Consider the following 14,603-nt stretch of genomic DNA (forward strand, 5'->3'; position numbering starts at 1 on the left):
GGCAGAAAGGATCCAAAAAATGCCACGTGCTATCATTGTTGGGGCAACCGGGCAAGACGGAACCCTCCTGTATCAGCTTCTTGACGGAAAAAAATACCAGGTTCTCGGACTAGGGCGAAACCGCGTTTTCACAAACTGTGAAACCTGGGGAGATCAACGATCTATTGATATCGGAAATTTCCAGCAGGTTTCTGCGCTCATCAAGAAGATCCATCCGGATGAAATTTATCATCTTGCCGCGATCCACCAATCTTCAGAGGATCCGATTACCAATGCCGTAACGCTGTTCAACCAGAGCTACGAGGTCAATGTCGTGTCCCTTTTTAATTTTCTGGAGGCAGTCCGGCTATTCTCTCCCAAAACCCGGCTGTTCTACGCGGCCTCGTCTCATATTTTCGGAAGGCCCAAAAATGAGCCACAGGATGAAAACACCCTCATCAATCCCCTCGGCATTTACGGAATAACCAAGGCATCCGGGCTGTATCTGTGCCGGATGTACCGGTCAGTCCACCTGGTCTTCGCTTCAGTTGGGATCCTTTATAATCACGAATCCCCTTTGCGGGGTGAACAGTTCGTCTCCCGCAAGATTGTCCAGGCTGCAGTCAGGTGCAAAAAAGACCCGGAATACCGGCTCGTTCTGGGCGACCTGTCCGTGGAAGTGGACTGGGGATATGCACCGGATTATGTCGACGCGATGTACAGGATCCTGAACCTTCCGTCAGCAGATGATTTTATCATAGCTACCGGTGAGAAGCATACGGTGGAGGATTTTGTCAGGACTGCTTTTGATACTCTCGGGCTGGACTGGCGGGAATCCGTGATGGAAAGACAAGAGATTATTACCCGTCCTGCGGTTGCGTTCGTGGGCAACCCGGAAAAACTGGTGAGAATGACCGGCTGGAAACGATCCGTTACTTTTTATGAGATGGTGAAATTACTTGTTGAATCTGCAGGGGAACACAATGGACGATAAAAAAATTCTGGTCATGCTGCCGACCTACAATGAACGCGAGAATGTAAAAAAAATGTGCCAGGATCTGGCCCGGACCGGTCTACCTATGGACGTCCTGTTTGTTGACGATAACTCCCCTGACGGAACCGGAGATGTCCTTGATGAACTGGCAAAAAATGTCCCGTGGGTACTGGTGATGCACCGACCGGGAAAACTGGGTATCGGGAGTGCCCATCTTGACGGGATTGAGTGGGGATACTCCCATGGGTACACGCACCTGGTTACCATGGACTGCGATTTCACCCATTCACCGGAGAATATTCCGGATTTATTGGAATTCGCTGATGAATATGATGTGGTTGTCGGATCACGGCACATCCTTGATGACAGCCTGAGCGGATGGAACCTGTGGCGGAGATGTATAACAAGGACGGGGCATATTCTCACAACCCTCTTGTTAAAAATGCCCTATGATGCAACCGGCGCGTTCAGATTATACCGTCTGGATCACATCCCCCCTGAAGTATTCAGGCAGATCTCGAGTAAAGGCTACTCCTTCTTTTTCGAGAGTCTCACCATTCTGAATCTGAACGGGTTCAGGATAAAGGAAATACCAATTGCCCTTCCCCCGAGAACCTATGGACATTCAAAACTTCGGTTCCGCGATATGGTCCAATGGCTGGGTTTTATGTTGAGTATGGCCTGGAATATCCAGTTTAACAGCAGGAAATACCTGGTTGTCTCCGCCAGTGCCAAATCCTGATTTTCAGGAATCTGACGGACAACCGCTTTTTAATATAAACCGGATCAGCCCGCCTTTTCCAGGACAACTACTGCATACGTGAAGAGATCCCCAATGCCGAAGTCATATGACAGCAGCCTGAACCCTGCCTGGTTCACCATGGTTTTTACATGGCTCCTGGATCTGATAAGACTGGGCTCCGGAGGGTGCAGCCGGACCTTTTTGCCCAGCACTGAATTATAAAAGAAATGTACTCCCCCGAGGACAATAACCGTGGCTCCGTATCTCGGCGGCCAGAATAATATGATTCTTCCCTCTTTTTTCAGTACCCGGCGGAATTCACACAGGATATGATCGATCTCCTCCTCACTGAAATGCTCCATAACACCCAGGTTGTATATTCCGTCCAGGGACTCATCCTTAAAACCGGTTGACATGATATCCCCGAGAATCAGGTTTGATCCGGGATGATTTTTTTTATAGAGCGACAAGGCATTGGCTGAGATATCCAGACCTATAACGGAAACAGGGTCGATGATTCCCTCTTCGACCTGGCCCCCGCCACAGCCTGCATGCAGGATGGCCGGCCGGCCTGGGAAATAGCGGGAAAAATAGCGCCTGAGATAGGGTTTGATTATGTATTTCCGGTAAAAAACAGCAATCCCGTCATAAACGCGGTTGTGCGTTTTTGGCGCTTTTGCCCAGTATTCATCCCATTCTTTCATCGGTCACCAAGGAGATTGCATTACACATTCGGTTAAGGATGTATTAATAATTCGGTTGGAATGACCGTCAGGGATTGCCTGATGACATCTCATTGCTTTGCCGGCGATTCATGGAAGCAAACGTCAAAACCCGGAAACAGCATACATACTTTAACGTGTTACTCCCAGGCAGGTATTCTCAATGAATTCCTCCGGTACTCTGATATGAGAATCTGTTTTTACTTCTTGAATAAATATTGAAATACGATGAAATGGGAATATTGTAAATCACGCGCTCTGGTATTTTTATGCTGACCAACCATTGGCATTCATTCAAAGAACAGATCCATACGAAACTTCACCTGAATCTCCTGATTCTCTCAATTTTGATCCAGGCATTTGGAGCAATCTGCACAAAATACGCAGCAGAATCCACGCCCTACGACGCTTTTTTTGGGGTACCTTTGTATATTATCATCTATTTTCTGATCCTGGGAGGGATGGGCGTGCAGGTAATTGTCTGGCAGTACGCCCTGCGGTACTACCCGCTCTCGTTTGCGTACCCGTTCAGGAGCCTTGTCAGCTTTATTGTCCTCCTGGCAGCATTCCTCCTGTTTCACGAATCCATCTCACTGATGAATATTGCCGGCCTGTCCGTCATCACCGTCGGGGTATTTTACCTTGCACGGGATAAGGAGGTCCTCTCATGACAGACCCGTTCATGATGTATTACCTGGTGACACTGGTGGTCGTGGTTTTAACGAGCATCGGACATCTGCTGTTGAAAATTGCAGCAACCCGCGTCTCGGAATCCGGTGGCAGGCTCTATACCCATCCCCTGTCCGTTATCGGGTACGGAATTTTTGCTTTCGTAGCCTTTTTATCCATTTATGCGATGAAAGGACTCGATATGAAGGTTTTTTTTGCCTTAAATTCTCTGACCTACATCTGCATCCCCATTTTAGCATACTTTGTCCTGAGGGAATCGTTCACCCGCAACAAAGTCATCGGGGTCATTATCATCACGATAGGCGTATTGTTGTTCAACCTGTAATTCTCTTCATATACCCCGTCAATACGCCTCTTCTTTGCAAGGATAAGTCCCTCTGGGAAAGGTTTCCGAGAGTATTTGTGGGATAAATGCATACATGCAGTACCAACGACAAGAAAGACCGGGGGCAGTCATGGGCAGGAAAAACGCGGATGACGATGGAACATCGGGAAAAAAGGGGAAAAAAGGGATAGTACCCTTTACTTTCCTGACGAACCGGTTTGAAGATATCGATGAAATAACCGTAAAACGCCATATTATATACCTGATTCTTGCCGCGATCGTGGCAAAATTTGTGGTGGCGTTCGTCACAACAGCAATATTTCATTCGTTTATCGATCTATTTGATATCGGGGTCTATTTCGAGCATGCCCAGATGCTCCTGCAGGGACAGTTTCCCTTTACGCCAGAGTTCCAGTATCCCGTCCTGGTTCTCGTACCTCTGATGGTTGCCATCGTATCGGCACTTCTGCTCCAGAACGTGATGGCATTTGTATACACGTTCCAGCTCCTTATGGTGCTCTGTGATATTGTCACTACTGTCTGCATTTATCTTATCGGGCTCCGGTTGTGGAATGAACGGACCGCTTTCCATGGCGGACTGATCTTTACTTGTGCTTTTTCTTCTGCGTATTTTGTGATCACAAAATACGATGCATTTCCCACCACACTCCTGATGCTTGCAATACTGTTTACCATCTATCGGCATGAGGTGAAAGGGTATGCGGCCTCAACGCTGGGTTTTTTCACCAAGGTGTTCCCTGTACTGGCCCTTCCCTTTTTCGTCCTGTACAATGCCAAAAGAACTTCCCTAAAACAGGAAATAATCACTGTGGCAAAAGTGGTAATCCCGATCTCCGCAGCGCTGTTCCTGCCGTTATTTTTTATAAGCCCGGATACGTTCAGGATATATGTTCCCATACGGTCGGAACTGGGGTACTACTCAAATACCCTGACTTTCACGATCTACTCGTGGATACATGACGTCTTCCACGCCGGGATCTCCATTGATGCAGTATCGGCGATCATGTATATCGGCATGGGTGTAGGGTTCCTTGTACTGTTCTATGCAGCTTATACCATTCCCGGCAGGGACCCGAAACTCCTGATCAAACTGATCTTGTGCTCAATTATTCTCGTCGTAGTCTGTGCAAAAGTCCGAAGCCCTCAGTACATAGTCTGGTTCACGCCCCTGTTGTGTCTCCTTGCCGCAGATGACGTCCGGAAGATTGTGCTGTTGTTTATTTTCCAGGGGATGGCATACCTCGAGTTCCCCCTGATGTTCGGGGCATTCTACACTTCCGTTACATATACAGATCCGGTTTTATCCTCCGGCTGGATAACCACCCTCGTGGTATTCACGCTGGAATACTTCGCCTTGTTCGTATGCCTCTGGTTTGTTGTCAGTCCCATGGAAATATATGATAAGATCCGAAAATCATCCGAAAAAAGCATCGGTCCGGAAAAAACACCGGCCGACTGAATCCTTCAGCATCCGAAAAACTGGTCACAATAAATCAGAAAAACAGGATTGGGAACTATCCCACCGTTTTTTAGAACGTTATACTTCACCGGGGAGACCGATCAGGTTCAACGGAACCGGCAATATAAACTCTCATATCCCTGAATAGTCAATTGATGTAATATTATGTCAAATCTCACAGTCGCAGTCCTCGCTCCCCCGGACTATGCAAAGGATTTGGGAAAGAAGGGGACGACGAGTGACATCACCTTCTATAACCTGAAGAAGGGTGATGCCACGGTCACGTTCATCGAGCCGACCCGGTATCCCGAGAAGCTATCTTCGCTGTTTTATGCGGTCTCCATTTCGGATCGCGTAATCCTTGTAGTGGACGAGATTAATGCCACGTTCGGCGAATCGGTGCTGATGCTCCAATGTGCCAATAAACCGGCCGGATACCTGATCCTGAAAAACTACATCTCACCGGAGCAAATTGCCCCGCTCATTAAGGGCACGGTCGTCGAACAATACGAAACCATTGAAGAGGATATGGTTGGCCTGCGCGAGAAGATGCTCGAGATCGCTGTTAAACAGACCGCTCACGGGAAAGCCCATGAGAGCACAGGTAAAGGTGCCGTACCCGTCGATGCCCACTTTAATGTAAAAGGTGTCGGCGTTGTTGTCCTGGGCTTCGTTGCACAGGGAATGATCAAGAAGCACGATACGCTTAAAGTCTTACCCACGGAAAAGACCGTCCAGATCCGGTCAATCCAGAAGCATGACGACGATGCCGAAAACGCGATTCCCGGTGACCGCGTCGGTCTCGCCCTGAAAAATATTGAGTCGGAAGACCTTGACCGCGGCTTTGTCCTGACCAACGATCCGGCAATCCGCCATGCGACGACAATCACTGGTAAGGCTCAGCTGGTGAAGTACTGGCCTGCACCCTTGAAAGAAGGCATGGTGCTGTATGCCGGCCACTGGATGCAGTTCCTCCCGGCCCGCCTCGAAAAAACCGTTGTCGAAGGAGACTGGAGAATGCCGATCATCACCCTCTCCATGGAGAAGGCACTTGTCTACCCGCCCAATGCACGGGTTGTACTCCACTACCTTGAAGGTGGCAAGCTCCGGGTCGTGGGTTCACTGATTCTTGAATAATCCTCTTTTTCCGGCGCCGTGAAAGGCTGGCTCCCCGGTTCCCAATTACCTTATCACTGGGAACGATCATGAGTGTACTGAGCACAATGCTGGAAGATATTATTGGATGGATAGTTCTGGGCGTCATCGTCCTTGTAGTGATCGTCCTGGTGATTTGGGCAGTCGGAATCTATAACCGGTTCGTCAGCCTGCGGAATTCCTCGGAAGCCACCCTCGGACAGATCCGTGTGGCCATGAAGAAGCGGCTGGACATGATCGAGCAACTTCTCGGCGCCGTGAAGAGTTACGCGAAATTCGAGCAGGATACCTTCACGAAAGTCACCGCCATGCGGGCTGCTGTTGCAACTGCCGGACCCGGCGACCTGAACAAGGTCGAGGCTGAGTCCCGTTCCATTTTCGGCCGCCTGCTTGCTGTTGCAGAAAATTATCCCGACCTCAAGACCTCAGGAACGGTGACAAGTCTTATGGACTCTGTAAAGGGTCTTGAGGACGAAATCGCCCGCCAGCGCTATACCTACAATAACATCAGCCAGGAGTACAACACCATGATAGATACGATCCCCTCAAACTTCGTAGGGAAGATCATGGGACTCATCAAACTGCAGTACCTTCAGTTCGAAGAAGCGATCGAAAACGCCCCCAAGATAGAGTTCTGAGCAGGTCATTTCCGTGGGAGAGACACGACAGCTTGCCGGTCTTGTTGTGGCCGGCCTTGTCATCGGGATCATCGCTCTGATCGTGGTAAACGCAGCGCCGGCCCTGTTTGAAGGAAACCTGGTGGTGGACTCTTACGATGTCACCCTCCAGAGCAATGGGACCCTGACGGAGCACTACACTTACGATGTGCACACCTCAGGGGAGTATCGCATGCTGTACCGGAGCTGGGACGCCCCGCTGGTCTTTTCAATTCCCTCGTCTTCTTCAGTCCAGTTCGTATCGGCAGAAGCTCCTGATGGTGCGACCTGGTATGCAAAAGGTGACGATGGTACTGTAAACGTTGCAGGAGATGCACAGGCCGCTTCCCGAAAGGCGGCAATTGACCAGCTCGCCAATACCAACGAAGTGGGCATCTTCAATCCGGATTATTATACCGACGGTACCTATACCGCCGGATATACCTATATCCTCTACCCCCCGATCGAGTACGACGGCAGCACTACCCACCTCAACCTGAAATTTGCCGGGGATACGCATATCCCCTACCATAATGTCCGTATCACCCTCCCTGCAGACGATGTGCAGCAAATCTACGTCTATCCCCCGAGCCTGCAGACAGAAAAAACCGGTGACACCTACGTGATTACCGGAAATATTGCGGAGAACGAGATCCTGTCAGTCGAGCTGCTGGGTACAAACAATGCATTTGCCGGGATGCCCGGGTTCCGGACCGAGTCTTCTGATCTCAAAGGACAGACGGGTTCCGCGAGCTTCTGGTACGATGCGCCCTATTACGTAGCTTACTTCCTGAACGGGATCGCGACGATTGCCGTTATCCTCGTTCCATTCCTTCTGCTTCTGATCTATTACCGCTACGGTCGGGAGAAGGAATTCACCGTCCCGGCATACCTGAGTACCATCCCCTCTACAAATCTCAAGCCCTGGCAGGTGAACCTGCTCTTCAAGGGCGATGCGATGGATTTCGATGAGGACGGCTACTATGCGACCCTGCTCGATCTCCACAGGCGCAAGAACATCGCGATTACAGAGAAAGCGGACGGCAAAGGCGTGGAGATCCGGGTGCTGTCATCCGCAAATCTCGATACTTACGAGCAGAGGGTTCTCACGTTCATTGATCAGGTAGCTGATAAGAGCGTGCTGGACACGGAGAAGATTGCTGCCATTGCAAAACGGGCACAGTCCGACAGCGGTGCAGAAGAGACCGCCCTGCGTTACCAGCGCAACCTTACAGATGTGACTAGCAGGGTGGACACCAGCCTCTCCACCCGGTATATAGTGGATGGCCGGGACCATGTTACCCCGCTGGGAATGGTTGCCGGCGTGGTGTTCTGCATTACCGTGATACTTGCCGTTGTCTGTTCCATGCAGTCGTACATCCTCTTCCCGGCAGCAGTTCTCTGGGGCGTGGTCCTCGTCCAGACGGGAATCGCTTTTGTGGCCCCATCCACGCTGTTCGGTCACTGGAAGGATGACCGGTATAAAGAGAAACTGGAATGGGACGCATTCACCCGTTTCCTATCAGACATGGCCATGATCCAGAAGTACGCACCAGCCGATCTTTCGATGTGGGGCGACTGGCTCATCTACGGAACCGCCCTTGGCGTTGGAGCAAACGTGGAGAAGGCAATGAAAGAACTCAATATCCGGGTGGCCGATACAGGAGTTCCGCTGGGGGCCATGGCTATGAGTGCCGCTTTTATCCCGCTGATTGCTTTCTCGCCACCGAGCCACGGTGGCTCCGGCGGCGGAGGTTTTGGCGGCGGTGGCGGGTTTGGAGGAGGCGGCGGGTTTGGTGGCGGTGGTGCCGGGGGCAGATGAGCCGGGGTGCCCCGGCTCTTAGGCTCTCCTTTGCGCTGCCATTTTAGTTGTTTTTAGAATCGGCAGGATAACAGAGATCAAAGCTGGCGTATTGTCATAGAAGATATAAAGCCGCACAAACCATATGAATACCAGAAAGGGAATCTGATCTTATGCAATATACGGAAGGTCAGCTCGGCAGGATCTTTGTCGTGAGGATCGATGACGGGGAGGATATGCTCGTGTCGCTCCGCCAGTTCGTCCAGGACAAGGGTGTCCGTGCCGGTTCGATCGTCTTCCTTGGTGCCCTGATGAACGGGCGGATGGTTACCGGCCCCGAGGAACCGGTCATCCCCCCGGTTCCGCATTTTGTGATGTTCGAGGGTGGATGGGAGGTCTTCGGTGTGGGCACGATATATCCCGGTGAGGGAGGCCCGCATATCCATTACCATGCCTCTGTGGGACGGGCCGGCCACGCCCTGACCGGCTGCCTGCGGGATAAGGCGGTTACCTATCTCATTGTTGAGGCCGTGATCTACGAATTCACCGGTCTTTCTGCCCGGAAAGAGTATGACGAAAAGACCCAGATTCACCTCCCTGTACTGAAGAGCCGCGAAGAAGCCTCCGGAAAAGCCGAACAGGCGCTGGTAAAGGAAGAACAACGCCCGGTCACCCGCGAGGAGAAGAAAGAAGAGAAGAGCGAACTGCCGGGCGGTCTTGCGGAGATCATCCGCGACCTGACCCGGCGCCCCCCGACATAACCTGTCTCACAGCCGAAAGGGTACTTAAATTTCTCCGTTTTATGATCACGCAGCCCCCGTTTCTCCCCCTCTCGCGCGAAGAAGGGAAGAAGCTGGGTATTGAACAATTTGATATCATCCTTATCAGCGGGGATGCCTATATCGATCACCCCTCGTTTGGTACCGCGTTGATCGGCAGGATCCTCTGGGATGCCGGGTTCACGGTCGGCATCATTGCCCAGCCGGACTGGAAAAACCGTGCGGATTTTACCCGGCTCGGGATGCCCCGACTTTACTTTGGCATCTCGTCGGGCAATGTCGACTCGATGGTGAACAACTTCACCCCGAACCTGAAGAGGCGGAGTGATGACGTGTATTCGCCGGGCGGCGTCCCGAAACGACCTGACCGGGCCGTGATCGTCTACGCGAACCGGGTCCGGGAACTCTTCCCGGGTATACCTGTAATCCTTGGAGGCATTGAGGCCAGCCTCCGGAGGTTTGCCCACTACGATTACTGGCAGGACCGGGTCCGGCAGGCGATCCTCGCCGACGCCCCTGCAGATCTTCTTGCTTTCGGCATGGCCGAGCGGCAGATGGTGGAGATTGCCTGCCGGATCAGTGCGGGCGAGCCCGTATCATCGCTGCATGACATCCGCGGGACCGCGTATACAATGGAGCTTGCGGAATGGCGGAGCCTAAGGCCGCAGGGTATAGTTGAGATCCCCGGGTTTTCTGAAGTGTCTCAGGATAAGTCCGCATACGCAAGGGCCTTTGCGCTGCACTATGCCGAACAGGACCCGGTCCGGGGCAGGCCCGTTGTGCAGCCACATCCGAAGACGGTTATTATCCAGAACCCTCCGGCAACGCCGCTGACAACACAGGAACTTGATCATATCTACGATTTGCCATTTTCCCGCGAGGCCCACCCCTCTTACCGGCAACACGTTCCTGCCCTTGAGCCGGTCCGGTTCTCGGTGACCAGTCATCGCGGCTGTTTTGGCAGCTGCTCGTTCTGTGCCCTCACCCACCACCAGGGCAGGATCATCCAGGGCCGGAGTATCGCATCTCTTGTCCGCGAAGTCACCCGGATGACGAGTATGAAGGGATTCAAGGGTATCGTGCAGGATGTGGGAGGTCCGACCGCGAACATGTACGGGCTCTCATGCGCACTCTGGGAGAAGGCCGGTGCCTGCAGGGACAAGAATTGCAGCCCGGCGTGCAAGACCCTGCAGACGAGCCACCAGGCCCAGTGCGAACTCCTTGCTGCCCTCCGTGCCATCCCTGGCGTCAGAAAAGTCTTCATCGGTTCCGGTATACGGTACGATCTCGTGGTAGCCGACCAGTCGGACTACCTCGGGATGATCTGCGAGCATCACGTCTCCGGCCACCTCAAGGTGGCCCCTGAGCACATTGCCGGAAATGTCACCCGGCTCATGAACAAGCCCGGGCGGGAGGTTTTCGATCAGTTCCAAAACGAGTTTGCCCGCTTACAGAAAGACAAGCAGAGGAAGCAGTATATCCTTCCCTATTTCATGTCCGGGCACCCGGGCTGCACGATCGCTGACATGATCCTGCTTGCAGAATATATCCGCGACAACCAACTCTATACAGAACAGGTGCAGGACTTCACGCCGACACCCATGAGCTTCTCGACCTGCATGTACTACACCGGAATCAATCCGTTCACGATGGAAACGGTCCATGTGCCCAGAGGACAGGAGAAGAGGATCCAGCGGGCCCTGCTGCAGTACCGGGATCCCCGGAACCGCAGGCTTGTTATTGAAGGGCTGGAGGCTGCCGGCCGGAGGGATCTGATCGGGAGCGGGACACGGTGCCTGATTGGTGGGGATTATGGGCCCTCACCGCAATCCCTCAGAAAACACCCGGGATCGAAAAAATAAGGATCGCCAGGAGATCTTTCCACTACCATTCTTTGCCCCTTCATGTAAAACAGGAAAAGATTAGACTCACTTCCGGCCGTACTCGTCATCGAACCGGACTATATCGTCTTCTTCCAGGTACTCCCCGAGCTGAACCTCGATCACCTCGAGCGGGATCAGGCCGGGGTTCTTCAGCCGGTGCATCGTTCCGCTGTGCACGAACGTGCTCTCCCCCTTCCTCAGCAGCCGGGTCTCCCCATTCAACTCCACCTCAGCGGTACCCCTGACAACTATCCAGTGCTCACTCCTGTGATGGTGAAGCTGGAGGGAGAGCCGCTCCCCGGGTTTTACGGTGACCCGCTTGATCTTATAGACAGGTGTATCCTCAAGAAGCGTGTAAGAGCCCCATGGGCGGTGGACCTGCCGGTGGAACTTGGTTACGGGATCGTTGACGGCATTATACCGGTTCACCAGGTGCTTGACCTGCTCGGTCTCTTTGTTGTTGCAGATCAGGAGAGCATCCGCAGTATCAACAACGATGAGATCGTTGATGCCGATAAGACCGACATGCTTACCGGGGGCATGCACGAAATTGTTGCGGGAGGAAAAGTATTCGGCGCCTCCGACATTACCTTCGGGATCATGTGCCTCCGTATCGTAGAGCGCCCGGAATGTCCCGAGGTCATTCCATTCCGCATCCAGCGGCACAACAGCGACTTTTTTCGAGTGCTCCAGCAGACCATAATCGATTGAGATCGCGTCAAGACCAGGATAGTCCGGATCCCGGTCTTCCGAGAGTGTGGCATATAGCGCCGGCTGGTATTTTTTCAGTTCCGCAAAGAAACATTCCGTGGAGAGGAGAAATATCCCGCTGTTCCAGAGGTACCCCCGGCGGAGATACTCTTGTGCGGTCTTCTCGTCCGGCTTCTCCTTGAACTCTTCGACAATATATCCAATCGAAAGTTTCCTGCCCGGTCGGATATATCCATAGCCCGTGTGGGGGGATGTCGGTTTTACACCGAAGGTTACGAGATATTTTTTTGCAATGGATTCTGCTGCACGGATCTGGTCGAGTGCATTGTCACCAAGAATGTGATCGCTTGGGAATACAACTGCCGTGGCATGGCGGTCGGCGTTCCTGGTACGCTGCATCGCCCACCCGATGGCAGGCAGGGTGTTTTTTCCTTCGATCTCTACGAGGAGATGCGATTCGCCGAGGGTGTACCCGAGTTCATCGACCTGGTTAAGGACAAGATACCGGTGGATCTCATTTGTCACAACAAAGATGTCATCCGGCCCGGAGAGGCGGACAGCCCTCTCGTACGTCTTCTGGAACAGGGAGAGCCCGCCGAGCTGAATGAACTGCTTGGGATAGTACTCGCGCGAGAGCGGCCAGAGCCGTGTCCCTACACCGCCGGCAAGAATGATCGATTTCATGGAACACCTTTAGTGAGTCCGGTCCGGTACTGACGTGTACCGGTCATCCGGGAATCGTCACATAAATCTCGTGGGATTGACCATTTATAAGATTCGATCCTCTGCATTCTCATCATGATCAGGTTAATTCCCTGTACCGTCAGGAAGAATTATTCTCCTGTTCCGGCAGCACTGCGCTGGTCGAAGAATTTCCGGAGCCATAACTCCGCACAGACAATACGCCAGATCTCCGGTGAATATGCGGATTTTCCGTCAAGGAATGCCAGATAATTCTGTATTACTGCTTCCGCATCCCAGTAGGGCCGGCCACGGAACGCATCCGATGAGAGCACCTCAAGTACGAACGGGCGCAGGTCCTCCCGCATCCAGACCTCTTCAGGAGTTACAAAACCCATCTTGTCCATGCGGCAGCGGATGGATTCGGGTACTATCCCTTTGATTGCTTTGCGGAGGACAGTTTTTGTGACACCAGCTCTGATCTTCTGGTTGAGCGGGAGGGATGCAACATATTCCACGAACCGGTAGTCGAGGAACGGGACCCGTGATTCGATCGAGAATGCCATCGAGTTCCGGTCCTCGTAATGGAGGAGGGCAGGCAGGTTTGTACACGTGAGTTCGCGGTACAGCACGCTGTCCAGGTTTCCATTGTACCGGGGGATTTTTTCAGCTGAACATTTCAGGAGGTTCCTTCGCTTTTTACGCTCCAGGAGTTGTCGGATTGCTGAACGAAAGAATACCTGGTGGTGCCGGAGGCTGCCGGTGATTTCGTTAATAGCGGTTCCCCAGCGGAACGAACGAAGGAGCATGCCGGTGTAACTGCCTTGGTACGCGAGGTACCCGGCAAGGAGCTCATCGGCTCCCTGCCCATCCAGTACCACTTTCACGTGCTCTTTTGCCAGGCGCATCACGCAGTACTGGGCATAGATTGCGAGCGAGCCAAAGGGTTCATCCTGCATATAGACCAGCCGGTCGATATCATCCCAGAGCTGTCCCGGCGTTGGTTCGACCCGATGGGCTTCGACACCGGTTGCGTTGACGATCTCGTCCATGTACCGGCTCTCATCGAAGCGTTTGTCGGAAAAGACCGCGGAGAAGGTCTTCTGCCGGGTCCCGACACTGGCCGGGGCCTCCTCGCGGATAAGGTTATTGATGAGTACCGTGAGGGTCGAGGAGTCGATGCCCCCCGAGAGGCAGGTACCGACCGCGACATCGCTCCGGAGGTGGATGCGGGTCGCGTCCCGGAGAATGGCGAGGAGCCGGGATGCGGCCTCGTCATCAGAAGTATCGGAACAGATCGCAGGATTAACCTTCACATCCCAGTACCGGAACGGCTGTTCCGGGCCGGCAGCAGTTACAACCATGGCATGGGCAGGCTCGAGCTGGGAGATCCCCTCGAACATCGTCCGTCCTGAATGGTCGGCTACGCCCCATGCAAGGAAAGTACAGAGCGTCAGATCATCGGGACTTCTCCCCACTTCAGGGTGTGCGAGGAGTGCTTTGATCTCGGACGCAAACAGGAATGATCCGCTCACCCTGGTATAATAGAACGGCTTGATGCCGGTCCGGTCGCGGGCACAGAAGAGCTGTTTTTGCCTCTCGTCCCAGATAGCGAAGGCCCACATACCGTTGAACCGCTCCAGGCACGCGGTGCCCCATTCCTCGTACGCGTGCAGGATGACCTCGGAATCGGATTTTGAGTGAAAGCGATGACCTTTGAGGATAAGCTCTTCGCGGAGTTCGATGTAATTATAGATCTCACCGTTGAAGACCAGCCAGAGCGAGCTGTCCTCATTGGTCATTGGCTGGCAGCCATCTTCAGAAAGGTCGATGATGGCGAGTCTCCGGTAGACCAGCCCGACAGGGCCGTGGATCCGGGTACCATCGCTGTCAGGTCCGCGATGGGCGAGCCGCTTTGACATCTCCGCGAGCAGCTGAGCGTCCGGCGCTGTTCCATCAAGACAGTACTGGCCTGCGATACCGCACATTATGGTAAAGGTGGGTA

Annotated in this window: 13 protein-coding genes; 10 read left to right on the forward strand and 3 right to left on the reverse strand. The window is 53.1% G+C overall.

Annotated elements, in window-relative coordinates:
* The first annotated feature begins 19 nt into the window (after nucleotides 1-19).
* Both ABSE13_RS04340 and ABSE13_RS04345 read left to right on the forward strand, forming a co-directional pair.
* Nucleotides 20-973, forward strand: a complete 954-nt coding sequence (locus ABSE13_RS04340) for a GDP-mannose 4,6-dehydratase (protein WP_424027270.1) — start codon at nucleotides 20-22, stop codon at nucleotides 971-973.
* The gene (locus ABSE13_RS04345) at nucleotides 963-1,715 is read left to right on the forward strand and encodes a polyprenol monophosphomannose synthase (protein ID WP_424027271.1); all 753 of its coding nucleotides are present in this window, start codon (nucleotides 963-965) and stop codon (nucleotides 1,713-1,715) included. Before ABSE13_RS04340 ends, ABSE13_RS04345 begins: the two co-directional genes overlap by 11 nt.
* 44 nt (nucleotides 1,716-1,759) lie before the next feature.
* Here ABSE13_RS04345 and ABSE13_RS04350 read toward each other — a convergent pair whose 3' ends face one another.
* Nucleotides 1,760-2,419 carry a class I SAM-dependent methyltransferase gene (locus ABSE13_RS04350; protein ID WP_424027272.1) on the reverse strand — a complete coding sequence of 220 codons (660 nt, stop codon included), beginning with the start codon at nucleotides 2,417-2,419 and terminating at the stop codon, nucleotides 1,760-1,762.
* A 287-nt stretch (nucleotides 2,420-2,706) separates the two neighbouring features.
* Between ABSE13_RS04350 and ABSE13_RS04355 the strand changes: the two genes are divergently transcribed.
* From ABSE13_RS04355 to ABSE13_RS04390, 8 genes are all read left to right on the forward strand, one after another.
* Entirely contained in the window at nucleotides 2,707-3,108 is a 402-nt protein-coding gene (locus tag ABSE13_RS04355) for a DMT family transporter (protein WP_424027273.1), read from the forward strand.
* Nucleotides 3,105-3,452 carry an EamA family transporter gene (locus ABSE13_RS04360; RefSeq protein ID WP_424027274.1) on the forward strand — a complete coding sequence of 116 codons (348 nt, stop codon included), beginning with the start codon at nucleotides 3,105-3,107 and terminating at the stop codon, nucleotides 3,450-3,452. Before ABSE13_RS04355 ends, ABSE13_RS04360 begins: the two co-directional genes overlap by 4 nt.
* 130 nt (nucleotides 3,453-3,582) lie before the next feature.
* The gene (locus tag ABSE13_RS04365; RefSeq protein WP_424027275.1) at nucleotides 3,583-4,932 is read left to right on the forward strand and encodes a hypothetical protein; all 1,350 of its coding nucleotides are present in this window, start codon (nucleotides 3,583-3,585) and stop codon (nucleotides 4,930-4,932) included.
* A 165-nt stretch (nucleotides 4,933-5,097) separates the two neighbouring features.
* The gene (locus tag ABSE13_RS04370; protein WP_424027276.1) at nucleotides 5,098-6,069 is read left to right on the forward strand and encodes an EF-Tu/IF-2/RF-3 family GTPase; all 972 of its coding nucleotides are present in this window, start codon (nucleotides 5,098-5,100) and stop codon (nucleotides 6,067-6,069) included.
* An 86-nt stretch (nucleotides 6,070-6,155) separates the two neighbouring features.
* Nucleotides 6,156-6,725: a LemA family protein gene (locus ABSE13_RS04375; RefSeq protein ID WP_424027429.1), complete on the forward strand. Its 570-nt coding sequence runs from the start codon at nucleotides 6,156-6,158 to the stop codon at nucleotides 6,723-6,725.
* A gap of 13 nt (nucleotides 6,726-6,738) precedes the next feature.
* Nucleotides 6,739-8,565, forward strand: a complete 1,827-nt coding sequence (locus ABSE13_RS04380; protein ID WP_424027277.1) for a DUF2207 domain-containing protein — start codon at nucleotides 6,739-6,741, stop codon at nucleotides 8,563-8,565.
* A gap of 152 nt (nucleotides 8,566-8,717) precedes the next feature.
* Nucleotides 8,718-9,305, forward strand: a complete 588-nt coding sequence (locus tag ABSE13_RS04385; protein ID WP_424027278.1) for a PPC domain-containing DNA-binding protein — start codon at nucleotides 8,718-8,720, stop codon at nucleotides 9,303-9,305.
* A 41-nt stretch (nucleotides 9,306-9,346) separates the two neighbouring features.
* A complete protein-coding gene (locus ABSE13_RS04390; RefSeq protein ID WP_424027279.1) occupies nucleotides 9,347-11,185 on the forward strand; it encodes a YgiQ family radical SAM protein in 1,839 nt (612 codons plus the stop codon).
* A 66-nt stretch (nucleotides 11,186-11,251) separates the two neighbouring features.
* Here ABSE13_RS04390 and ABSE13_RS04395 read toward each other — a convergent pair whose 3' ends face one another.
* A complete protein-coding gene (locus ABSE13_RS04395; protein WP_424027280.1) occupies nucleotides 11,252-12,601 on the reverse strand; it encodes a mannose-1-phosphate guanylyltransferase/mannose-6-phosphate isomerase in 1,350 nt (449 codons plus the stop codon).
* 149 nt (nucleotides 12,602-12,750) lie between these two features.
* Nucleotides 12,751-14,586: an asparagine synthase (glutamine-hydrolyzing) gene (gene asnB / locus ABSE13_RS04400; protein ID WP_424027281.1), complete on the reverse strand. Its 1,836-nt coding sequence runs from the start codon at nucleotides 14,584-14,586 to the stop codon at nucleotides 12,751-12,753.
* Nucleotides 14,587-14,603 lie beyond the last annotated feature (17 nt).

Source organism: Methanoregula sp. (genome assembly GCF_049518935.1).
Lineage (GTDB): Archaea > Halobacteriota > Methanomicrobia > Methanomicrobiales > Methanospirillaceae > Methanoregula.